Source organism: Allobosea sp. P4_C6, from assembly GCF_056402015.1.
Map to the genome: position 1 here is coordinate 93,846 of NZ_JBFUIF010000009.1, position 21,490 is coordinate 115,335.

The 21,490-nt window shown below is 67.1% G+C and carries 18 protein-coding genes and 1 pseudogene; 11 read left to right on the top strand and 8 right to left on the bottom strand.

Features of this window, described 5'->3' with window-relative positions; translation table 11 throughout:
* The first annotated feature begins 67 nt into the window (after positions 1-67).
* The 6 genes and pseudogenes from AC1DVA_RS09095 to AC1DVA_RS09120 all read left to right on the top strand — a co-directional run bounded on the left by AC1DVA_RS09095 (position 68) and on the right by AC1DVA_RS09120 (position 7,274).
* Positions 68-2,044, top strand: coding sequence for a TonB-dependent receptor plug domain-containing protein (locus tag AC1DVA_RS09095; protein ID WP_476805669.1), 1,977 nt, complete (start codon positions 68-70; stop codon positions 2,042-2,044).
* Positions 2,041-2,904, top strand: a complete 864-nt coding sequence (locus AC1DVA_RS09100) for an ABC transporter substrate-binding protein (protein WP_476805670.1) — start codon at positions 2,041-2,043, stop codon at positions 2,902-2,904. Before AC1DVA_RS09095 ends, AC1DVA_RS09100 begins: the two co-directional genes overlap by 4 nt.
* Entirely contained in the window at positions 2,901-3,911 is a 1,011-nt protein-coding gene (locus AC1DVA_RS09105; RefSeq protein ID WP_476805671.1) for a FecCD family ABC transporter permease, read from the top strand. Before AC1DVA_RS09100 ends, AC1DVA_RS09105 begins: the two co-directional genes overlap by 4 nt.
* A gap of 65 nt (positions 3,912-3,976) precedes the next feature.
* A pseudogene (locus AC1DVA_RS09110) lies at positions 3,977-4,708 on the top strand (ABC transporter ATP-binding protein); the annotation flags it as partial.
* Positions 4,698-5,708, top strand: a complete 1,011-nt coding sequence (locus AC1DVA_RS09115) for a DUF6925 family protein (protein WP_476805672.1) — start codon at positions 4,698-4,700, stop codon at positions 5,706-5,708. The pseudogene AC1DVA_RS09110 and the gene AC1DVA_RS09115, both read left to right, overlap by 11 nt.
* Positions 5,709-5,894: 186 nt before the next feature.
* Positions 5,895-7,274 carry a M20/M25/M40 family metallo-hydrolase gene (locus tag AC1DVA_RS09120; RefSeq protein WP_476805673.1) on the top strand — a complete coding sequence of 460 codons (1,380 nt, stop codon included), beginning with the start codon at positions 5,895-5,897 and terminating at the stop codon, positions 7,272-7,274.
* A 145-nt stretch (positions 7,275-7,419) separates the two neighbouring features.
* Here the strand turns inward: AC1DVA_RS09120 and AC1DVA_RS09125 are convergent, their stop codons facing one another.
* The 5 genes from AC1DVA_RS09125 to cyoA all read right to left on the bottom strand — a co-directional run bounded on the left by AC1DVA_RS09125 (position 7,420) and on the right by cyoA (position 12,505).
* The gene (locus tag AC1DVA_RS09125; protein WP_476805674.1) at positions 7,420-8,169 is read right to left on the bottom strand and encodes an SURF1 family protein; all 750 of its coding nucleotides are present in this window, start codon (positions 8,167-8,169) and stop codon (positions 7,420-7,422) included.
* Between the two features lie 154 nt (positions 8,170-8,323).
* Positions 8,324-8,701 carry a cytochrome o ubiquinol oxidase subunit IV gene (cyoD, locus tag AC1DVA_RS09130; RefSeq protein ID WP_265053663.1) on the bottom strand — a complete coding sequence of 126 codons (378 nt, stop codon included), beginning with the start codon at positions 8,699-8,701 and terminating at the stop codon, positions 8,324-8,326.
* Positions 8,698-9,333, bottom strand: coding sequence for a cytochrome o ubiquinol oxidase subunit III (gene cyoC / locus AC1DVA_RS09135; protein WP_476805675.1), 636 nt, complete (start codon positions 9,331-9,333; stop codon positions 8,698-8,700). Before cyoC ends, cyoD begins: the two co-directional genes overlap by 4 nt.
* Before the next feature lie 9 nt (positions 9,334-9,342).
* Entirely contained in the window at positions 9,343-11,343 is a 2,001-nt protein-coding gene (cyoB, locus tag AC1DVA_RS09140; protein ID WP_476805676.1) for a cytochrome o ubiquinol oxidase subunit I, read from the bottom strand.
* Positions 11,344-11,374: 31 nt separating this feature from the next.
* Complete coding sequence (gene cyoA / locus AC1DVA_RS09145) at positions 11,375-12,505, bottom strand: ubiquinol oxidase subunit II (RefSeq protein WP_476805677.1); 1,131 nt, start codon at positions 12,503-12,505, stop codon at positions 11,375-11,377.
* A gap of 200 nt (positions 12,506-12,705) precedes the next feature.
* On the opposite strand from cyoA, the gene AC1DVA_RS09150 reads away from it, so the two are divergent.
* Positions 12,706-14,031, top strand: coding sequence for an MFS transporter (locus AC1DVA_RS09150; RefSeq protein ID WP_265053667.1), 1,326 nt, complete (start codon positions 12,706-12,708; stop codon positions 14,029-14,031).
* Between the two features lie 24 nt (positions 14,032-14,055).
* On the opposite strand, the gene AC1DVA_RS09155 is transcribed toward AC1DVA_RS09150, so the two are convergent.
* Both AC1DVA_RS09155 and AC1DVA_RS09160 read right to left on the bottom strand, forming a co-directional pair.
* Positions 14,056-14,841 (bottom strand): enoyl-CoA hydratase/isomerase family protein, encoded by a 786-nt coding sequence (locus tag AC1DVA_RS09155; protein WP_476805678.1) that lies wholly within the window; start codon positions 14,839-14,841, stop codon positions 14,056-14,058.
* A gap of 12 nt (positions 14,842-14,853) precedes the next feature.
* Positions 14,854-16,047 carry a CaiB/BaiF CoA transferase family protein gene (locus tag AC1DVA_RS09160; protein ID WP_476805679.1) on the bottom strand — a complete coding sequence of 398 codons (1,194 nt, stop codon included), beginning with the start codon at positions 16,045-16,047 and terminating at the stop codon, positions 14,854-14,856.
* A 248-nt stretch (positions 16,048-16,295) separates the two neighbouring features.
* Here AC1DVA_RS09160 and AC1DVA_RS09165 point away from each other — a divergent pair, with 248 nt between their 5' ends.
* Complete coding sequence (locus tag AC1DVA_RS09165) at positions 16,296-18,677, top strand: heavy metal translocating P-type ATPase (RefSeq protein ID WP_476805680.1); 2,382 nt, start codon at positions 16,296-16,298, stop codon at positions 18,675-18,677.
* 60 nt (positions 18,678-18,737) lie between these two features.
* Here AC1DVA_RS09165 and AC1DVA_RS09170 read toward each other — a convergent pair whose 3' ends face one another.
* Complete coding sequence (locus AC1DVA_RS09170; RefSeq protein ID WP_265053671.1) at positions 18,738-19,091, bottom strand: hypothetical protein; 354 nt, start codon at positions 19,089-19,091, stop codon at positions 18,738-18,740.
* Positions 19,092-19,281: 190 nt separating this feature from the next.
* On the opposite strand from AC1DVA_RS09170, the gene AC1DVA_RS09175 reads away from it, so the two are divergent.
* From AC1DVA_RS09175 to trmFO, 3 genes are all read left to right on the top strand, one after another.
* On the top strand, positions 19,282-19,419 hold the full coding sequence (locus AC1DVA_RS09175) for a hypothetical protein (RefSeq protein WP_476805681.1): 138 nt from the start codon (positions 19,282-19,284) through the stop codon (positions 19,417-19,419).
* 238 nt (positions 19,420-19,657) lie between these two features.
* Positions 19,658-19,813, top strand: a complete 156-nt coding sequence (locus AC1DVA_RS09180; protein WP_081925531.1) for a DUF1127 domain-containing protein — start codon at positions 19,658-19,660, stop codon at positions 19,811-19,813.
* Positions 19,814-19,996: 183 nt separating this feature from the next.
* The gene (gene trmFO / locus AC1DVA_RS09185; RefSeq protein WP_476805682.1) at positions 19,997-21,403 is read left to right on the top strand and encodes a methylenetetrahydrofolate--tRNA-(uracil(54)-C(5))-methyltransferase (FADH(2)-oxidizing) TrmFO; all 1,407 of its coding nucleotides are present in this window, start codon (positions 19,997-19,999) and stop codon (positions 21,401-21,403) included.
* The last annotated feature ends 87 nt before the right edge of the window (positions 21,404-21,490 follow it).

Consider the following 21,490-nt stretch of genomic DNA (forward strand, 5'->3'; position numbering starts at 1 on the left):
GCGCCGATCGCTGATTTGACTGTTTGCCGCCTTTTGCGCGGCGATGGGAGATCGCGTTCGCGGTGACGTGCCACTGACGTCAACGCCCGAGGTCTCCATCGTGATCCCCGCCCTTCCAGCCGCAGAACGCGGCCGCCTGCTGCTATGCGTTTCCTTCCTCGCACTGGCCTGCTCCGCCCCGACACTCGCCCAGAACGCACCCGCCCCGCTCGCGCTCGACGAGATCGTTGTCAGCGCGACCGGCACGCCGACCCCGGCGCGCGAGATCGCGAGCTCCGTCACCGTCATCACCGCCAGGGAGATCGAGCAGCAGCAGCGCCGCACCCTGCCCCAGGCTCTCGCCACCGTGCCCGGCCTCAACATCGTCCAGACAGGCGGACCGGGCGGCCTGACCTCGGTCTTCATGCGCGGCACCAACTCCAATCACGTCAAGGTTCTGATCGACGGCATCGAGGCGAACGACCCCTCGACGCCCAACCGCTCCTTCGATTTCGGCTCGATGCTGACCGACGACATCGAGCGCATCGAGGTGCTGCGTGGCCCGCAGAGCGGCCTGTACGGCGCCAATGCGATCGGCGGCGTCATCTCGGTCACCACGAAACGCGGTGAGGGGCCGCCCAGGGCGACCGCGCGGGTCGAAGCCGGTTCCCACGGCACCTTCAACCAGTCCGCCGGTTTCAGCGGTGGCGACGATCGTTTCAACTATGCCTTCAACGTCGCGCATTTCCGCACCGATGCGACCGACGTCACGCCGCCGAACCTCGTCCCGCCCGGCCGCCGCATCAATCCGAATGCCTTCGACAACTACAGCTATTCCGGCCGCATCGGCGTCGCGCTCGGCGACACGCTGACGCTCAACTGGGTCGGCCGCTATCAGGACGGGCAGTTGCGCTATACCGGCGACACCGGCTTCCCGAGCCGCCCCGCCCCTTATCGCTCCCTGCAGAACTACGCACAGGCCTTCACACGCGGCGAGGTCGTCTGGGATCCGTTCGCCGGACGTTTCGTCAACACCTTCGGCGTTTCCTACACCAACCAGGACCGGGCGACGCGAACGGCCAACGGCACGACCGGCATCCTCGGCCTGCCCAACGAAAACCTGGGCGAGCGCACCAAGGTCGACTGGCGCGGCAACCTCGAGATCACCAAGGGCCACAACCTGATCATGGGCCTGCAATACGAGCGCGAGCGCTTGGACACCGCGAGCCTCGTCGCTTCCAACGGCAACAAGGCCGCCTACCTCGAATATCAGGGCAATATTCAGGACCGCTATTTCCTGGCGGCCAACATCCGCCACGATAATGACGACAGCTATGGCGGCCACACCACCTATCGCATCGCGCCCGCGGTGATCGTCCCGGGCATCGAGACCAAGCTGAAGGCGAGCTACGGCACCGGCTTCAAGGCGCCGACGCTGAGCGAGCTCTTCATCGACTATCGCCCCGGCTTCAATTTCTTCGGCAACCCGAACCTGAGCCCGGAAGAAAGCCGCGGCTGGGATATCGGCTTCGAGCAGCCGCTCTTCGACAAGCAACTGCAGTTCGGCGGGACCTGGTTCCAGAACGACATCGACAACCTGATCGTCACCAACACGGCACGCAACTCCTACGCCAATATCGGCAAGGCGCAGACCAAGGGCGTCGAAGCCTTCGCCGCCCTGGAGATCTCGCCGCAGTTCCGCATCCGCGCCGACTACACCTTCACCCTCGCCAAGGACGAGATCGCGCGGCAGGAATTGCTGCGCCGCCCACGCCACAAGGCGAGCGCCACCGCGACCTGGACGCCCACCGATAAGCTCACCTTCTCGGCGACGCTGCTCTATGTCGGCTCATGGGTCGACGGCAATCGCGACTTCTCGGTCCCGCGCATGAACGCGAAGGGCGCGACGCTGGTCAATCTCGCCGCCGAGTACAAGGCGACCGACAAGGTCAGCGTGTTCGGGCGGATCGACAATCTCTTCGACAAGCGCTGGGAGAACCCCGTCGGCTTCCTCGTCCCGGGCTTCGGCGCCTATGGCGGCATCAAGGTGGCGATCGGCGGATGACGCCGTTCCGCGCCAGGCATTGGCTGACCGGCTTGTGCGCTCTCGCCATCGCGGCCTTCGCCGCCATGGCGTTTGGCGCGTCGCCAGCGGCGGCGAAGCCGGCGCGGATCGTCTCGCTCAACATGTGCACGGACGAACTCGTCCTGCGCCTCGCGCCGCCCGAGCACATCGCTTCGATCACCTGGCTCTCGCGCGATCCGCGCAACGCCAATATGGCAGAGGCGGCACGCGCGATCCCGGTCAATCACGGCCTCGTCGAGCAGGTGCTCGCCTCCCGGCCCGACCTCGTCATCGCCGGCGCCTACACCACCCGCGCGACCGTCGGCCTGCTCAAGCGGGTCGGCATGCGCGTGCGCGAGTTCGGCGTGCCCCGCAACATCGCCGAAATGCGCGCGCAGATCGCGGAGATGGCGGCGCTGCTCGGCGAGGAGGAACGCGGCGCGGCGCTCGTTGCCGACATCGACGCGCGCCTCGCCGTTCTCGCAGCGAAGCGTCCGACTGAGCGCCGCCGCGCCATCGTGCTCCGGCCGAACGGCTTCACGGTCGGGCGCGGCTCGCTGGTCGACGAGATCCTGACGCTGGCCGGGCTCGACAACATCGCCGCCGGCCTCGGCATCGACAGCTATGGCCAGATCGCGCTGGAGACGGTGGCGCTCGGCGGCGCGCAGATGCTGATCCTCAACGATACGCCGGGCGGCCCGCCCTCGCTCGCCCATGAGGTGCTGCAGCATCCGCTGATCGAGAGGCTCCGCGAGCGCCTGAAGCTGGTCGCCCTGCCCTCACGATTATGGACCTGCGCCGGTCCGAGCGTGCTCGACGCCATCGAGTTGCTCGCGCGCGCTGCCGAAGAGGACCGATGAAGACCTTGCCCTTCCAGCCGCCATCGCTGGCGCTTCTCATCGCGCTGCTCGCGCTCGCGACGCTCGCCGTCTTTGCTCTCTCGACGGCGGTCGGCTACGCCCCGCTCGATCTCGGCGCGGCGATCCGCGACTGTCTGGCTGGGCGACAGAGCCTGCCCGCACTCGTACTGACGGAGCTGCGCCTGCCGCGCGCGATCCTTGGCGCGCTGGTCGGCTTCAGCCTCGGCCTGTCGGGCGCCGCCATGCAGGGCCTGCTGCGCAATCCGCTGGCCGAGCCCGGTGTCGTCGGCATTTCGAGCGCCGCCGCCTTCGGCGCAGTCGTCGCCTTCTACAGCGGGCTTTCAGCCAGCGTCGCGCTCGCCCTGCCGCTCGGCGGCATCGCCGGTGCCATCGTCGCCACGCTCCTGCTGTTCATCCTGCTCGGACGCGGCGCCGGCACCACGACGCTGATCCTCGCCGGCGTCGCCCTCAACAGCTTCGCCGGTGCCGCCACCTCGCTGGCACTGAACCTTGCGCCCAACCCCTATGCGGCACTGGAGATCGTGTTCTGGTTGATGGGCTCGCTCGCCGACCGCAGCCTGAACCATGTCCTGCTCGCCCTGCCCCTGATGCTCGTCGGCTGGGCGCTGCTGCTCTCGACCGCACCGGCCCTCGACGCGCTGACGCTGGGCGAGGACACGGCCGCCAGCCTTGGGTTCGATCTCACCTGGCTGCGCGCCCGCCTGATCGGCGGCACGGCGCTCGCCGTCGGCAGCGCGGTCGCGGTCACCGGCGCGATCGGCTTCGTCGGCCTCGTCGTGCCGCATCTGCTGCGCCCGCTGGTCGGCAACCGCCCCGGCCGGCTGCTGCTGGTCAGCGGCTTCGGCGGCGCCATCCTCGTCCTGCTGGCTGATACCGCGCTCAGGCTCGCCCCGATCCGGCCGGAACTGAAGCTCGGCGTGGTCACGGCGCTGATCGGTGCACCCTTCCTCTTCAGCCTCGTCAATCGCATGCGGCGGGAGGCGTGATGGCCATCGAAGCGCACGGCATCACCGTCGAGCTCGGCGGCAAAGCGATAATCCAAGAAGCCGATCTCACTGTTCGACCCGGAGAACTCCTCGGCCTCGTCGGCCCCAACGGCGCCGGCAAGACGACGCTGCTGCGCGTCATGGCCGGCCTGCTCGCCCCGGCGCGGGGCGCCGTCCACTATGACGGCGAGAGCGCCCGCGCGCTCGGCCGGCAGGCGCTGGCCCGGCGCGTCTCGTTCCTGGCCCAGGGCGGCGATACCTCCTGGCCGCTCTCGGTCGAGACCGTGGTCGGGCTTGGCCGCCTGCCGCACCGCCGCCCCTTCGGCGGCCTCTCGGAAGCCGACAGGGCGGCCATCGCCACAGCGCTCGACCATTGCGACGTCGCGGGTTTCGTCGATCGCACCATGGGTACGCTCTCGGGTGGCGAGCGCCGCCGCGTCCTGCTGGCCCGCGCCCTCGCGGTCGAAGCGCCCTATCTACTCGCCGACGAGCCGCTCGCCGGCCTCGACCCGCTGCACCAGCTCGAAGTGATGGAGCTGCTGCGGCAGACCGCGCGACGCGGCGCCGGCGTCGTGGTCGTGCTGCACGATCTGACGCTGGCAACCCGCTTCTGCGACCGGCTCGCCTTGCTCGACAACGGCCGGCTGGTCGCCGAGGGCGAGCCGGCAGCCGTCCTCGACGACGCGCGCCTGCGCAGCGTCTTCGGCGTCAGCGCCCTGCGCGGCAGCCATGACGACGAGCCCTTCCTCCTGCCCTGGCGGGCCCTGAGCCACGGAAGATCCAACGATGAGCGATAGCGAAACCATCCGCGCCGTGCTGCGCGAGCACATCCATGACGCATCGAGCCAGTGGAATCTCGGCACCTTCGGCGCGATCGCCGAGTTCATGCGCGATCCCGACGAGGAGGTCGCGATCGTCGACGAGCCCTCCCGCCTCTCCGCCACGACCGCGCGCGGCGGCATCGGCTTCGACGATCTCGACGGCGCCCGCCTCTTCGCCTCGGAAAGCGCCGTCGGCACGAGCTGGAGCCACCGCGTCTCGCTCTGCCTGCTGGAAGACGCCTGCGCTATGAACCGGCGCACCGTTCTCACCGAACTCGGCCCGGATGCCCAAGCGCTGCGCACCGAGGATGCCAACGCGATCCTGTTCGACATGGGGCTCGGCACCCTGCAGACCGACATCTGCATCCGCACCGGTGATCCCGAACTGATCGCGCTGCTGCGCGCCCAGGCTGGCCGCTCGCTGTTCGAGCCCGGCAATCCGGCAATGCCGGCGATCGTCGCTGCCGGGCCGCATCGTGTCTTCCTCGCCCGGATCGGCCGCTGCGAGGTCTACCAGCCGATCCCGCCGGCCGGTGGCAAGAGCCCCGAGGGTCCGCATACCCATGTGCTGCCGCAGTTGCTGCGCAGCGGCCGCACCCATGCCGCGACTGAGCCCGTGCCAGAGGGCTACGTGCCTTGCGCCCATCTCGTTCCGACCCATCCGGTCCGCGACGCGATGGGGCACCCGCGCTCCTTCGACGCCGCTGCCCACCAAGGCTTCGAAAGCCTGCTTGCCCATTTCGGCGACCCGGCAATCGCCACGGTGAAACAGGCGCTGCGCGAGGCCGTCGACAAAGGGGGTTCGCCGGAAGCCTTTGCCGTGCCGGCGACCAAGTTCGGGCGCCACGCCTTGCGCGTCGCGCTGCGCCAGATCGCCGCCGTTGCGCCGGAGACACCGCAGCTGGCGGACTGGCTCGCCTGGCACGAGGCCCGCGAGCGTGGCGGGGAGACGGAAGCGGACCCTTATGCGCATTGAACTGGGCTCAACTTGGTCTCCCGGCCTGATCTTGCCGCATGGCCGCTGCGGCGGGAATGGAGAGGCGCAGCCGTTGAGAGGCGCGGTATCACCCCCTAGGCTGGTCGCCCCTGGGAGCCGGCCCGTCATGAGGGCCTGCTCCCTGATTCACGATCTCAACGCTTCCTCGCAAAGGCGTGCACCGAAATGGCTTCCTCCGACGCATTGGCTCCGGTCTTCGATCACATCGAAGCCAACCGCAGCGCCTTCCTCGACCGGCTGATCGCCTATCTGCGCCATCCAAGCATCAGCGCCGAGAACATCGGTATCGCCGAGGTCGGTGCGCTGCTGGTCGAGATGCTGACCGAGATCGGACTGGAAACCAGCCTCATCCAGACCAAGGGCCATCCCATGGTCGTCGCGCGCTGGGAAAAGGCGCCAGGCAAGCCGACCGTGCTGCTCTACGGCCATTATGACGTGCAGCCGCCGGACCCGCTCGAGAAGTGGATTTCGCCGCCCTTCGAGCCCACCATCCGTGACGGTCGGCTCTATGCGCGCGGCGTCGGCGACAACAAGGGCCAGCATTTCGCCCAGATCCTCGCCATCGAATCCCATCTCAAGGTCCATGGCGAACTGCCATGCAACGTCATCCTGCTGCTGGAGGGCGAGGAGGAGATCGGCAGCCCCCGCATCGCGGGCTTCGTGCGCGCCAACAAGGAATTGCTGCAGGCCGACCTCGCCGTTACCGCCGACGGCCCACGCCATGCCAGCGGCGCGCCGACCATCAAGTTCGGCTCGCGCGGCGTCGTCTCCTTCGATCTGCGCTGCCGCCATGCCAGCCGCGACGTCCATTCCGGCAATTTCGGCGGCGTCGTGCCGAACCCGATCTGGACGCTGGTCCACCTGCTCGCCACCATGAAGAACGAGGCCGGCGAGATCACCATCGAGGGCCTGCACGATGCAGTCGAGCCACCGACGGCCGAGGATATCGAGGCGATCAAGCACCTGCCGCTCGATATCGACGCGTTCAAGCAGGGGCTCGGCCTCACCCGTCTCGATGCGCCGCTCGACCGGCCCTTCTACGACCGCCTCTGCTTCCAGCCGACGCTGACGATCAACGGCTTCCACGGCGGTTATGGCGGGCCGGGCACCAAGACCGTGCTGCCGAACGAGGCGCTGGTGAAATGCGACATCCGCCTCATCGAGGCGCAGGACCCGCAGGACATCCTGCGCAAGATCGCGGCCCATGTCGCCAAGCACGCGCCGGAGGTCGAGTTCATCGTCGAGGAGACGGGCATGCAGCCCTCCAAGACGCAGATCGCCTCGGCCTATACCGCGCCGCTGCGCCGCGCCTTCGTCGCGGCCCATGGCGAGGAGCCGTTGCTGATCCCCGCCGGCTTCGGCAGCCTGCCGAATTACGTGTTCACCAAAATCCTCGGCATCCCCGCCTATGTCACGCCCTATGCCAACCATGACGAGGCCAACCACGCGCCCAACGAGAACATGACGCTGGATTGCTTCCAGAGCGGCATCAGGACGGGCGCGGCGCTGCTGCACGAGCTTGGGCAGTTGCAGAACGAGGGCTGAGCCTGGCCTAAAACTCGTCATTCCGGACAAGCCGCGAAGCGGCGCCGATCCGGAATCCATCGGAGGTCTGGGCGCTCTACGATGGATTCCGGGTCAAGCCCGGAATGACGGCGTGTTTCTGAATCATGCGGGAACCACGCCGAACCTATGCGGCCGACGATCCCTCGTCGGCCTTGCCCCTCAACAGGAAGACCACCGCCCCGGCGCTCATCAGAGCCAGGCAGAACCAGGTCAGCGCATAGACCAGATGCGTGTTGCGGAAGCTGACCTGGGTCATGCCGCCCTGCGGCAGCGGACCGGGCTCCGAAGTGGCGTCGGCATCGACGAAATAAGGCGCGACAGCACCAAGGCTCCCCGCCCCGGCGATCGCCGCCACGTCGCGCGAGTACCAGCGCCCGGCAGCCGCGTCGTTGGCGCGTAGGAAGCCGCCTCCGGGCTCGCTCGGCCGCAGCAGCCCGACCACCCTCGCCTCGCCGGCAACCTTGCGCCGCTCGTCAGGCCCGCGCCGATCCTCCGGCACGAAACCGCGATTGACGAGGACGGTGAAGCCGGCATCGGCCCGGAACGGCGCCAGGACCCAGAAGCCGGGGCCAAGTTCGGTCACGGCCATCGTCAGCGTCTCCGGCGCATCGAGATAGCGCCCCTGCAGGGCGACGCGGCGGTATTCGTCATTGGCTGGATTGAGCGCCGGCCACTCTGCCGGCCCCGGCGCAGCCACGGCCTGCGCATGGATGCGCGCATCGACACGGGCGATCAGATCGAGCTTCCAGCTCCGCCGCTGGACCTGCCAGATCCCGAGCGCGACGAAGACCAGCGTACACAGGCAGAGCGCGGCGGCGAAGACGAAACGTTCTGTGCGCGGGCGGCCCCTCGCTCCTGTTTCCGGCGGCGTCATCGCGGCGCCCTCGGAGACTGTTTGGCAACTCGCTGCGGGGTGTCGAATGGCGGTGCTTTCGAGAACCGGAGCGGAGCGTACTTCGGTACGTGAGCACCGGAAGCCCAGAAAGTGCCGTCAGTCGACCGCAGCAGCAGAGGTGCCAAGCAGTCTCTCACATCTTGTGCAGGTCGCTCGGCATCATGTTGGTATTGAGGTGGTACATCACCCACAGCGAGCCCGAGAGCGCGATCACCACGATGATGATGGTGAAGATCAGCGCCATCATGCTCCAGCCGCCTTCGGCACGGCTGCTCATGTGGAGGAAGTAGATCATGTGAACGACGATCTGCACGGCGGCGAAGGCCATGATCACGATCGCCGTCAGCACGGAGTTGCCGAGCACGTCGTTCATGACGAGCCAGAACGGGATCGCCGTCAGGATGACCGAGAGCACGAAGCCGGTGACATAGCCGCGCAGGCTGCCATGCGGCGCGCCGTGCCCGTCATGGTGGTCGGTATGTGCCTCGGCGTGGTTCTGGCTACCGCTCATTTCAGCACGCCCATCAGGTAGACGAAGGTGAAGACGCCGATCCAGACGACGTCGAGGAAGTGCCAGAACATGCTCAGGCACAGCAAGCGGCGCCGGTTGGCCTCGATCAAACCGCGCTTCGAGACCTGCACCATCAGCACCGTCAGCCAGATCAGGCCGAAGGTGACGTGCAGCCCGTGCGTACCGACCAGCGTGAAGAAGGACGACAGGAAGGCGCTGCGCATCGGCGTCGCACCCTCATGGATGAGGTGCGCGAATTCGTAGAGCTCGATCGCGAGGAAGGCGAGGCCGAAGAGCCCGGTCACCACGAGCCAGCCCTGCATCGCCGCCTGCCGGCCCTTGTCCATCGCCAGCATGGCGAAGCCGTAGGTGATCGAGGAGAACAGCAGCATGGCGGTGTTGACCGCGACCAGCCTGAGGTCGAACAGGTCGGCGCCGGACGGCCCGGCCGCATAGTTGCGCCCGAGCACGCCGAAGGTCGCGAAGAGGACCGCGAAAACCAGGCAGTCGCTCATCAGATAGAGCCAGAAGCCGAGCATGGTCGAGCCGCCCGAATGCTCGTGCTCATCTTCCGTGACGTAGAACGCCGGAACGCTCGCCGCGGCCTGCGCCTGCGCTTTCGTCTTAGCCATCATCGCCCCTCAGGCCCCACGCAGCTGCTCGCTGCGCAAATCCTCTTCGCGCAGAACGGCTTCGGCCGGGATGTGGAAGTCGCGGTCGTAGTTGAAGCTGTGCGCGATCGCCGTCCCGACCACGCCGACGAAGGTCAGCGCCGCCAGCCACCAGATGTACCAGATCAGTGCAAAGCCACAGATCGTCGCCAGCCCCGCGATGATGACGCCGGCGCCGGTATTCCTGGGCATGTGGATCGGCCGGAACCCGCCGAGCGGGCGCCGGTAGCCGCGCTTCTTCATGTCGGCCCAGGCGTCGAGGTCATGCGCGATCGGCGTGAAGGCAAAGTTGTAGGCCGGCGGCGGCGAGGAGGTCGACCACTCCAGCGTGCGCCCGTCCCAGGGGTCGCCGGTCGTGTCGCGCAGCTCTTCGCGGCGCAGGATGCTGACGACGATCTGGATCAGGAAGCACAGGATGCCGAGGGCGATCAGCACCGCGCCGAACGCCGCGACCACGAACCAGATCTGCAGCGAAGGGTCCTCGAAGCGGCTGAGGCGCCGCGTCACGCCCATCAGGCCGAGCACGTAGAGCGGCATGAAGGCGACATAGAAGCCGATGACCCAGAACCAGAACGAGAGCACGCCCCAGAAACGGTCGAGCTTGAAGCCGAAGGCCTTCGGGAACCAGTAGGCGATGCCGGCGAAGACGCCGAAGACCACGCCGCCGATGATGACGTTGTGGAAGTGGGCGATCAGGAACAGGCTGTTGTGCAGCACGAAATCGGCCGGCGGCACGGCGAGCATCACGCCGGTCATGCCGCCGATGACGAAGGTCAGCATGAACGCCAGCAGCCACATCATCGGCAGCTCGAAGCGGATGCGCCCGCGATACATTGTGAACAGCCAGTTGAAGATCTTCGCCCCCGTCGGGATCGAGATGATCATCGTCGTGATGCCGAAGAAGGAGTTCACGCTGGCGCCGGAGCCCATCGTGAAGAAGTGGTGCAGCCAGACGAGGTAGGAGAGGATGGTGATGACCACCGTCGCATAGACCATCGAGGCGTAGCCGAAGAGGCGCTTGCCGCAGAAGGTCGAGGCCACCTCCGAATAGACGCCGAAGATTGGCAGGATCAGGATGTAGACCTCGGGGTGCCCCCAGATCCAGATCAGGTTCACGTACATCATCGGGTTGCCGCCGAGATCGTTCGTGAAGAAGTTGGTGCCGACATAGCGGTCGAGCGTCAAAAGCGCGAGCGTCGCCGCCAGGATCGGGAAGGTCGCGACGATCAGCACGTTGGTGCACAGCGACGTCCAGGTGAAGACCGGCATCTTCATCATGTCCATGCCGGGCGCCCGCATCTTCACGATGGTCGCGATCAGGTTGACGCCCGACAGCGTCGTGCCCACGCCCGCGATCTGCAGGGCCCAGAGGTAGTAGTCCATGCCCACCCCGGGCGAGTAGGCCGCCCCTGAGAGCGGCGGATAGGCCAGCCAGCCCACCTTGGCGAACTCGCCGACGAAGAGCGAGGCCATCACCAGCACGGCGCCGCCGACCGTCATCCAGAAGCTGAAATTGTTGAGGAAGGGGAAGGCGACGTCGCGCGCGCCGATCTGCAGCGGCACGACATAGTTCATCAGCCCGGTGACGAAGGGCATCGCCACGAAGAAGATCATGATCACGCCATGCGCCGTGAAGATCTGGTCGTAATGGTGCGGCGGCAGGTAACCCTCATTGCCGGCGAAGGCGATCGCCTGCTGGCCGCGCATCATCAGCGCGTCGGCGAAGCCGCGCAGCAGCATGATCACGCCCAGGATCATGTACATGATCCCGATCTTCTTGTGGTCCACGCTGGTAAACCACTCGTGCCAGAGATAGCCCCAGAGCTTCAGCCGGGTGACAAGCGCGACGAGTGCCAGGCCGCCGAGCGCGACAGCCGCGAAGGTCCCGATCAGGATCGGCTCGTGATAGGGGATCGCCTCGAGCGTGAAGCGTCCGAATACGAGCTTCCACCATTCGGGATAGGAGGTCATGGGTTCCTCGTCTCGCTAGCGCGGAAGCGCTTCAGTTGGCGATGCGGGCGGTCACGCCCGCGGTGCCGTAGACGTCGGTAGGGGTGCAGATCGCCGTCACGAACGGGCGCGGCGGCATCGGCTGCCCGCCCCGGCGCACGCTCTTGTCGTATTCGAGCTGCGCGACGATATGGATGCCTTCCTTGCCGCCGCCGCCCTTGGCGTCCATCGCCATCATGTCGCGCGTGCACATCTTGGCCCGGTCGACGCACATGTTGAGGATGGCCCCGAAGAGATCGGGCGGGACGTCACGGAACTGTCTTACCGGCTCGCGTTCGCTCGGCTTCTCCAGCACGAGATATTCGTCGCGCCCGAGCGGGCTGCCCTTGCCGATGGCACCCTGCACCCAATCCCCGAACGCCTTCTCGTCGACGCCGCGGAAGCGGAAACGCATGTCGGAGAAGCCGGCGCCGCTGTAATTCGCGGAGAAGCCCTCGAAGTCGCCGGCATGGTTGATCACGGCATGAAGCTTCGTCTGCATCCCGGGCATGGCGTAGATCTGGCCGGCCAGCGCGGGGATGAAGAGCGAGTTCATCACCGAGGAGGAGGTGATGCGGAACTCGATCGGCTGGTCGACCGGCGCCACCACCTCGTTGAGCGAGGCGATGCCCTGTCCCGGGTAGAGGAACAGCCATTTCCAGTCGAGCGCGACCACCTGGATCACCAGCGGCTGCTTCGCGACCCCGTTCCCGCCCGCCTTCGCCTCGACGCTCGGCTTGGAAGCGCTGATGCGGTTGAGCGGCCTGTAGGGGTCGAGCAGATGCGTGCCCATCCAGGTCATCGCGCCGAGAACGACGATGATCAGCAGCGGCACCGACCAGATCACTACCTCGAGCGGCAGCGAGTGATTCCAGTTCGGATGGTAGGTGGCCTCCGCCGAGGCGCGGTAGCGCCAGGCGAAGAAGATCGTCAGCGCCATCACCGGGATGATGACGAGCAGCATCAGCGCGACCGAGGCCAGCATGAGGTTGCGCTGTTGCAGCGCAACATCGCCGGAGGGCGCCAACAGCACCATCTGACAGCCGCCGAGCAGCACGAAAGCCGGCAAAGCCGCTAGAAATCGATAGATCCGCAAGAGACTCAAGACCTCCCTAATCCGGGAACAGCCCTCTCCTATTCCCATTCTTTCGCACCGCACATCGGACAATCTGTCCCATTGCGATGGTTTGACGGGTAGCTTCTATCCACCGTATCCATTTGTATGAGGCGCGGGCAAGTCCGGTCGCTCCGGCAACCCCGCCAGCCTCGAGCATTTTCGAGCGAAGCGGACACCGGTTCGCGTGAAGAGAATGCGACAGGACAGAGAGCTAGGAATTCGCGGTCATGAGCGCTGACGCGGCGAACCATTCATCGGGGCATCTGACGGACGAGCACGGCCGCGACCATGTCACGCCTGCCGATATCGCGCTGGGCGTCATCATCGGGCGAACGTCGGAATATTTCGACTTCTTCGTCTTCGGCCTCGGCTGCGTGCTGGTCTTCCCCGAGCTGGTCTTCCCCTTCGCCGACCGGCTGACGGGCACGCTCTACGCCTTCGGCATCTTCGCGCTCGCTTTCGTCACGCGCCCGATCGGCTCGGTGCTGTTCTTCGGGATCGACCGCCGGTATGGCCGGGCGACCAAGCTCACCGTCGCGCTCTTCCTGCTTGGCGGATCGACGGCTGCCATCGCCTTCCTGCCGGGCTATGCGACGCTCGGCATCTGGTCCGTCGTCATCCTCGCCGGCTTCCGCCTGCTGCAGGGCATCGCACTCGGCGGCGCCTGGGACGGGCTGTCCTCGCTGCTGGCGCTCAACGCTCCGCCCAACCGGCGCGGCTGGTATGCGATGCTGCCGCAGCTCGGCGCGCCCTTCGGCTTCATCCTCGCTGCCGGGCTGTTCGCCTATTTCGAGGGCGCTCTGTCGAACGAGGATTTCCTCGGCTGGGGCTGGCGCTATCCCTTCTTCGTCGCGCTGACGATCAATGTCGTCGCGCTGTTCGCGCGGCTGCGGATGGTCGCCACCCAGGAATTCGCAGAGCTCATGGAAACCCGCGAGCTCGTGCCGATTCCGGTTCTCGAACTCATCCGCGCCCGCGGCGGTGCGCTCGTCCTCGGCGCATTCGTGCCGCTGGCAAGCTTCGCGCTCTTCCACCTCGTCACCATCTTCCCGGTGAGCTGGATCAATCTCTTCACCGATCGCTCGGTCTCGGAGTTCCTGCTGGTGCAGGCCGCCGGTGGCGTGGTCGGCGCCGGCGCGATCGTCACCTCCGGCCTGATCGCCGACCAGATCGGGCGTCGCAACACGCTGCTCCTCTCGGGCGCGATGATCGCCCTGTTCAGCCTGTCGAGCATCGTCGCGCCGCTGCTCTTCGGCGACAGCCTCGCCGGCCAGACGATCTACGTCATCATCGGCTTCGGCCTGCTCGGCCTCTCCTACGGCCAGACGGCCGGCGCCGTGGCGTCGAGCTTCGGCACGCAGTACCGCTACACCGGCGCGGCGCTGACCTCCGACCTCGCCTGGTTGCTCGGCGCCGGTTTCGCGCCGCTGGTGGCGCTCACGGTATCGAGCACCTTCGGCCTCGCCTGGGTCGGCGTCTACCTGCTGTCCGGCGCGCTCTGCACGCTGGTCGCATTGTCGCTCGATCGCAGGCTGGAGAGCCGCTACGGCTGAACCGTAGCGGCCCGTTTTCTCTGATCAGCGCCCCGTCCAGTTGGGCGTGCGCTTGGCGAGGAAGGCTTCCATGCCCTCGCGGAAATCGGCGCTCGTATAGCAGAGCGTCACGAGATCCTTGCCCTCCAAGCCGTCGGCGGCAGCAGCGGTCAGGCGGCGCATCGCCTCCTTCGTCGCGCGCATCGTCAGCGGCGCGTGGCCGGCGATGATTTGCGCCAGCTCGCCAGCCCGCCGCATCAGCGCGGCATGGTCCGGCAGCAATTCGCTGTAGAGGCCGAAGCGCTGCCCCTCCTCCGCCTCGACCAGCCGCGCCGTGAACACGATGTCCTTGACCCGCGCCGGACCGAGCATGGCGTAGAGCCGCGCATAATTCTCCATCGACAGGCAATTGCCGAGCGTGCGCGCGATCGGGAAGCCGAAACGCGCCGTCACGCTCGCGATCCGAAGATCGCAAGCCAGAGCGATCGCCGCCCCGCCGCCGGTCACCGCACCGGAAATCGCGGCAAGAGTCGGCACCGCACAGCGCTCGATCGTCCCGATCACCGTCTCGATGCGCTCCTCATAGGCGAGCGCATCCTCGGCGCTCTCGAAAGCGCGGAACTGCGAGATGTCGGTGCCGGCGCCGAAGGCCTTTTCCCCTGCCCCGGTCATGATGATCACGCGCGGGTCGCCATGATCAGCCGGCTTCCGGCAGATCTCGGCGATGCGCTCATACATGGCGAAGGTCAGCGCATTGCGCGCCTGCGGCCGGTTGAGCGTGATCGTCCCGACCCCGTTCTCGACCGCATACAGGATTTCGTCGTCGCTCACTCCGGGCCTCCGTCAGATCACGCCTGCGGCCCGCAGATGCGCGAGCCCCGCTTCGTCATAGCCGAGTTCGGCCAGGATCTCGTCGTTATGCGCGCCGGCCGCCGGCGTCGGCGTCACGACGTCGGCCGGCGTGCGCGAGAGCGTCACCGGCTGACCGACGAGGCGGATATCGCCGAGTTCCGGATGCTTCACCGGTTTGGCGATGCCGAGATGGCAGACCTGGGGATCCTCGAACATCTCGTCGACCGCATAGATCGGCCCGGCCGGCACGCTGTGGCGCTCCATCACGGCCAGCCAGTCGGCACTGTCAGCCTCGCCAAGCCGCTCCTCGATCAGCTCGCGCAGCTCCGGCCGGCGCTCGAAGCGCTTCTCCGTGCTGTCGTAGCGGGCATCCGTGCCCCATTCGGGCCGTTCGATCGCCCGGCAGAAGGAGCGCCATTGCTCCTCGCCGCCGACCCCGAGATTGATCGCGCCGTCCCGCGTCCGGTAGACGCCCATCGGCGTCTGGTAGGGGTGGTCGTTGCCGGCCTGCGGCGGCACCGAGCCCTCGACGAGATAGCGCGCCGCCTGGAAATCCATCATCGCGATCTGGGCTTCGAGCAGCGAGGTCTGCACCCACTGTCCCTTGCCGGAGACGGCGCGCTCCTGCAGCGCGACCAGCGCGCCGACGGCGCCATAGAGCCCGGCCGAGGAATCGGCGAGCGCGATGCCGGCCCTGACCGGCCCCTGCCCCGGAAGGCCGGTCACCGACATCATCCCGCCCATGCCCTGCGCGATCTGGTCGAAGCCGGCGCGCGTCCGGTACGGACCGGACTGGCCGAAGCCGGAGATCGAGACCAGGATCAGCCGCGGGTTGCGCGCATGTAGCGTCTCGAAATCGAGGCCGAGCCGCTCCTTCACGTCCGGCCGGAAGTTCTCGACGAGCAGATCGGCCTCGTCGACCAGCTTCATCAGGATCGCCTTGCCTTCGGGCGTCTTCAGGTTGATCGCCAGCGAGCGCTTGTTGCGATGCAGATTCTGCATGTCGTAGCCGAGGCGCGGCCCGCTCATGTTCTCGTTCGGGTCGAGCCCAGGCGGGCTCTCGACCTTGATCACGTCGGCTCCGAAATCGGCGAAGACGCGCACACAGGTCGGCCCGGCCCGCACACGCGTCAGATCCAGCACCTTGAGCCCTGCCAGGGCGGTGGACGCTCGTGGCTGTGCCATCTCTTGTTCGCTCCTTCCCCGGAGCGAACTATCCGGCCCCCTCGCCCGGACCGTCAATCATCACTTGCATACTGCATGCAGTCATGAGGCGCATGGCGGAGCGTGCGTCAAGCGTGTCGACCTACGCCGCATTTCCTCTCACCAGCCCCGAACCAGTCTCATGCAAAAACCCAAATTTCCCTCTTGAACCTGAAGTGGCTACAGCTTGTAGAGAGTGTGTCCGTAGCGAAGCGAGACGGAGACACGCCATGGCCGCCCATCCCGAGACCGAGCCCGAGACCCTGTCCTGGAAGGTCGGCGGCATGGATTGCGCGAGCTGCGCAACCAAGATTCGCGGTGCGGTGGAGCGCTTGCCCGGCGTCAGCGACGTGAAGCTCTCGGTCATGTCGGAGACGCTGACGCTCTCGCTCGATGCGGCACGGACAACACCCGAAGCGGTCGAGAAGCGCGTCAACGGCCTAGGTTACACCACGGCCGCGCTTGCGACGGCACCTGCCGCCAAGCCGGCAGCAAAGGATGCGTGCTGCGGCGGGCACGACCACGATCATCACGCGCACGACCATGACGAGCGCGCACACGACCACGGCAATCATCAGCATGGCGACGCCTGCTGCTCGGATCATGCGCACGCCCATGATCACAAGCATGGACACGATCACGCCGGTCACGACCACGGCGCTGGGAGCACGAAGCCGGCCGCGACCGGGAGCGATCACGGCCACGGCCTGCCCGGCCATGTCCACGAGAGCACGCCCGATGGTGCGAGCTGGTACCAGACTGGCAAGGGCCGCCTCGTCCTCGCGACCGGCCTGCTGCTCGGCGCCGCCTATGCCGCCGGCCTGATCTGGCCCGGCATCGGCCACTGGGCCTTCATTCTGGCCTGCGTCATCGGCGTGCTGCCGGTGGCGAAGCGCGCCTTGGCGGCGGCCCGCGCCGGCATCCCCTTCACCATCGAGATGCTGATGACGATCGCCGCCATCGGCGCGCTCTTCATCGGCGCGGCGGAGGAAGCGGCGCTGGTCGTCTTCCTCTTCGCGGTCGGCGAGGTTCTGGAAGGCGTCGCGGCCGATCGTGCCCGCGCCTCGATCCGGGCGTTGGGCAATCTCGTACCCAAGACGGCGCTGGTCGAGGAGAGCGGCACGACCCGTCAGGTCGATGCTGCCAGCCTCGCGATCGGCCAGATCGTGCTGGTTCGCCCCGGTGACCGCATCCCGGCCGATGGCGAGATCACCGACGGCACCTCGGGCATCGACGAAAGCCCGGTCACCGGCGAATCCATACCGAAGACCAAGGGCATCGGCGACCCCGTCTATGCCGGCTCGGTCAACCGCGAGGCGGCGCTGCGCGTGCGCGTCGACAAGGCGGCCGAGGACAACACCATCGCCCGCATCATCCGCCTCGTCGAGGAGGCGCAGGAGGCGCGGGCCCCGACCGAGCGCTTCATCGACCGCTTTTCGCGCTGGTACATGCCGGCGATCGTCGGCCTCGCGCTGCTGGTCGCGCTGGTGCCCCCGCTCCTGCTCGGCGGCGAATGGTCGGTCTGGATCTATCGGGCGCTGGCCCTGCTGCTGATCGGCTGCCCCTGCGCGCTCGTCATCTCCGTGCCGGCCTCGATCGCCGCCGCGCTCTCGGCCGGCGCGCGCCAGGGCCTGCTGATGAAGGGCGGCGTCGTCATCGAGACCGCCGCGAAGACCGGTCTCGTCGCCTTCGACAAAACGGGGACGCTGACCCAGGGCAAGCCGCGCGTCACCGATGTCGTGGCGCTCGCCGGCAGCGAAGCGGAGGTGCTGGCTCTCGCGGCTGCCGTCGAGCACGGCTCCGCCCACCCGCTCGCCGAAGCCGTGCTCGAACGCACCCGCACCGACGGCATCGCCTATGTGCCGGCAGCCGAGGCCGCGGCGATCGCCGGCCAGGGCGTCACCGGCAAGGTCGATGGCCGCGCCGTCTTCGTCGGCGCCCCCCGCCATGCCAGCGCGCGCGCGCCGTTCGACGGACGGGCGCAGGCTGCCGCGAACGAGCTGGAAGCGTCCGGCAAGACCGTCGCGGCCGTCGTGGTCGACGGCGCGCTCGCAGGCCTCATCGCCCTGCGCGACGAACCGCGCGAGGACGCCGCCGCGGCCATTGCCGAGCTCAAGGCTATGGGCATCCGCTCGACCATGCTGACCGGCGACAATGCCCGCACCGGCGCCGCCATCGCCGGCAGCCTCGGCATGGAGCACAAGGCCGAGCTGATGCCCGACGATAAGGTCGCGGCGATCAAGGCCTTCGCCGCCGAGACTTCGGTGATGATGGTCGGCGACGGCATCAACGACGCCCCTGCCCTCGCGGCCGCGGGTGTCGGCATCGCCATGGGCTCGGGAACCGACGTCGCGCTGGAAACGGCTGATGGTGCCGTGCTGAAGAGCCGGGTCCGCGATGTCGCTGCCCTGATCCGGCTGGCGCGCGGGACGATGGCCAACATCCACACCAACATCACGATCGCGCTCGGCCTGAAGGCCGTGTTCCTCGTGACAAGCGTGCTGGGCTACACCGGGCTCTGGGTCGCGATCCTGGCCGATACCGGCGCGACCGTGATCGTCACCGCCAATGCGCTGCGGCTCCTGCGCTTCGACGCCAGCAAGACCGGCTGAGCGGCAGGGTCGTCAAAACGAACTGCGAGGCCGGGCGCCAAGCCCGGCCTCGCGCGCGACTCAGACCGTGATGTCGGCCAGCGCGCCGGTGCGCTGCTCGCCCTTCTCTTCCATCTGCTTCAGCATCTCGTCGCGGACCTTGGCCATCACATCCGCCTTGGCCTTCGAATCGAGCTTGTTGAACTGCTCCTCGGTCATGCCGAGCTTGTCCAGGATCGCCTTCTGAACCCGCTCCTCGGGCGTCATCCGGGCGAACTTGAGGAACTCGGCCTGAATCGAATCGGCGGAGGGTGAGGAAGAAGCCGAGGCGGAAGCGGTCGCATCCTGCTTCGCTTCGTCCTTTGCGGTCGGCTTGATCGGGTTGGTGACCGGCAGATTGGTCGGCCAGTTCGAGGTCGAGAACGAGATCGACATCGCGTGCTCCTGTTTTGCGTCAAGCGCACAGGCAAGCTCCAGGCCGAGCCTCGCAATTCAGAATAGCAATACAATTCAATATCTTGCCGAGACCGCCGCCTGGCGGAACCCGGCCCACAGGGAGAATCCGGCAATTTCTGCCCGGCAAACATGATCCGGCACGGCATGCGAGCCTGCGACGGATTGGCTCATGACGGCGCCCGACAACGCCTTCCGCCGGGGCGATGCCCTGTCTTTTGCAACGCAAAATTGCCTGCGCGCACCGATGCGCGATTTAGCACCTGCAACATGCTCAACAGATAATCAGCAACAGCGTCACGCCGAGTGAATTTCGTCGATTGCCTACTTATTAAGCTGCCCGGCAACCACATTTTGGCCGCAAGCGTTACACCAGCGCAGGTCGATCTCACGAAAATGACCGAAAACTTAATTCGCCATGCGCATGGAGCATAACAGAGCTGATTGGCAGCCCCTATTTGAGGCACTCCGTCTGACTTATATGCAGTGCACAACGAAATTATCGCTGTGGGCACCGTCCCGCTCCGGAAACCGCAAGGAATATCGCCATGTTCGTCACCATGATTGCTGCCAAGATTCGCGCCTATCTCCGCTATCGCGAGACCGTCCGCGAGCTGTCCCGCCTGACCGACCGCGAGCTCGATGATCTCGGCCTGTCGCGCTCGGAGATCAACTTCATCGCCCGCTCGCACGCTGCGGCCTGAAGTCTCTGAATGAGAACAGCCGCGCACAGGGCGCGGTGCGTTCCGAGTAGTTTCTCCTGAGGCTCGTGTTTCCCCTCCCCTCGAGCTTCGGTCGAAGAGCGAATGCCCGCCTCACGGCGGGCATTTTGCATTTCCGGCTGCCTTTCCCTTGACCTGGAGCCCGGCTGCGGACACATCCCAGCCATGGAACCCGTACACATCATCGGCGGCGGGCTCGCCGGCTCCGAAGCCGCCTGGCAGGTCGCAGAGGCCGGCGTCCCGGTCGTCATCCACGAGATGCGCCCCGTGCGCGGCACCGACGCCCACAAGACTGAAGGACTGGCCGAGCTCGTCTGCTCCAACTCCTTCCGCTCCGACGATTCGTCGAGCAATGCCGTCGGCCAGCTTCATTGGGAGATGCGCCGGCTCGGCTCCCTGATCATGGCCAAGGGCGACGCCCATCAGGTACCCGCGGGCGGCGCGCTCGCCGTCGACCGTGACGGCTTCTCCCAGGCCGTCACGGTCGCGCTGGAGGCGCACCCGCTCGTCACCATCGCGCGCGGCGAGATCTCCGGGCTGCCGCCGGCCGACTGGAGCAATGTGATCGTCGCCACCGGCCCGCTCACCTCGCCCGCGCTCGCACAGGGCCTCCAGTCGCTGACATCGGAGGACTCGCTCGCCTTCTTCGATGCGATCGCGCCGATCGTCCATTTCGAGTCGGTCGACATGGACCAGGCCTGGTTCCAGTCGCGCTACGACAAGGCCGGGCCCGGCGGCACCGGCGCCGACTACATCAACTGCCCGCTCGACCGCGACCAGTACGAGGCCTTCATCGACGCGCTGCTCGCCGCCGAGAAGACCGAGTTCAAGGAGTGGGAGGGCACGCCCTATTTCGACGGCTGCCTGCCGATCGAAGTGATGGCCGAGCGCGGCCGCGAGACGCTGCGCTGGGGTCCGATGAAGCCGGTCGGCCTGACCAACAAGCACAACCCGACAGTGAAGGCCTATGCCGTGGTGCAGCTCCGGCAAGACAATGCGCTCGGCACGCTCTTCAACATGACCGGCTTCCAGACCAAGCTGAAATATGGCGAGCAGGCCGCGATCTTCCGGATGATTCCCGGTCTGCAGAACGCCGAGTTCGCGCGGCTGGGCGGCATTCACCGCAACACCTATCTCAACTCGCCGAAGCTGCTCGATGCGGCGCTGCGCCTGAAGGCCGATCCGCGCCTGCGCTTCGCCGGCCAGATCACCGGCTGCGAGGGCTATGTCGAGAGCGCGGCGACCGGCCTGCTCGCAGGCCGGATGGCGGCGGCGGAACGGCTCGGCCGCGAACTGCCGCTGCCGCCTGCCACGACGGCGCTGGGCGCGCTCGTCAACCACATCACGGGCGGCCACATCGTCACGATCGACGAGGGGCCGCGCTCCTTCCAGCCGATGAACATCAATTTCGGGCTGTTCCCGCATATCGAGGGCGTTGCCAAAACCGGCCTGGACGGCAAGCGCCTGAAGGGCCCGGCCAAGAGCCTCGCGCGCAAGCAGGCGCTGACGGCGCGGGCCAAGACCGAGATGGAACGCTGGGTTTCCAGCCTGACGGAATCAGCCGCGGCCTGAGTCACGCCATGCGCCCAGCGGATGGCGCAAAAGGTTCCGCATGGGCGCCACGCCCTCCCGGCATGGGTCGCTCCGGAATTGTCGACT

Excerpts from the sequence above, each read along its gene's own strand:
- AC1DVA_RS09120 (WP_476805673.1), top strand. The coding sequence starts at position 5,895 with ATGGCTTCCTCCGACGCATTGGCTCCGGTCTTCGATCACATCGAAGCC.
- AC1DVA_RS09180 (WP_081925531.1), top strand. The coding sequence starts at position 19,658 with ATGTTCGTCACCATGATTGCTGCCAAGATTCGCGCCTATCTCCGCTAT.
- AC1DVA_RS09165 (WP_476805680.1), top strand. The coding sequence starts at position 16,296 with ATGGCCGCCCATCCCGAGACCGAGCCCGAGACCCTGTCCTGGAAGGTC.
- AC1DVA_RS09175 (WP_476805681.1), top strand. The coding sequence starts at position 19,282 with ATGACGGCGCCCGACAACGCCTTCCGCCGGGGCGATGCCCTGTCTTTT.
- trmFO (WP_476805682.1), top strand. The coding sequence starts at position 19,997 with ATGGAACCCGTACACATCATCGGCGGCGGGCTCGCCGGCTCCGAAGCC.
- AC1DVA_RS09105 (WP_476805671.1), top strand. The coding sequence starts at position 2,901 with ATGAAGACCTTGCCCTTCCAGCCGCCATCGCTGGCGCTTCTCATCGCG.
- AC1DVA_RS09170 (WP_265053671.1), bottom strand. The coding sequence starts at position 19,091 with ATGTCGATCTCGTTCTCGACCTCGAACTGGCCGACCAATCTGCCGGTC.
- cyoC (WP_476805675.1), bottom strand. The coding sequence starts at position 9,333 with ATGGCTAAGACGAAAGCGCAGGCGCAGGCCGCGGCGAGCGTTCCGGCG.
- AC1DVA_RS09125 (WP_476805674.1), bottom strand. The coding sequence starts at position 8,169 with ATGACGCCGCCGGAAACAGGAGCGAGGGGCCGCCCGCGCACAGAACGT.
- cyoA (WP_476805677.1), bottom strand. The coding sequence starts at position 12,505 with ATGGGAATAGGAGAGGGCTGTTCCCGGATTAGGGAGGTCTTGAGTCTC.
- AC1DVA_RS09160 (WP_476805679.1), bottom strand. The coding sequence starts at position 16,047 with ATGGCACAGCCACGAGCGTCCACCGCCCTGGCAGGGCTCAAGGTGCTG.
- cyoB (WP_476805676.1), bottom strand. The coding sequence starts at position 11,343 with ATGACCTCCTATCCCGAATGGTGGAAGCTCGTATTCGGACGCTTCACG.
- AC1DVA_RS09115 (WP_476805672.1), top strand. The coding sequence starts at position 4,698 with ATGAGCGATAGCGAAACCATCCGCGCCGTGCTGCGCGAGCACATCCAT.
- AC1DVA_RS09150 (WP_265053667.1), top strand. The coding sequence starts at position 12,706 with ATGAGCGCTGACGCGGCGAACCATTCATCGGGGCATCTGACGGACGAG.
- AC1DVA_RS09100 (WP_476805670.1), top strand. The coding sequence starts at position 2,041 with ATGACGCCGTTCCGCGCCAGGCATTGGCTGACCGGCTTGTGCGCTCTC.
- cyoD (WP_265053663.1), bottom strand. The coding sequence starts at position 8,701 with ATGAGCGGTAGCCAGAACCACGCCGAGGCACATACCGACCACCATGAC.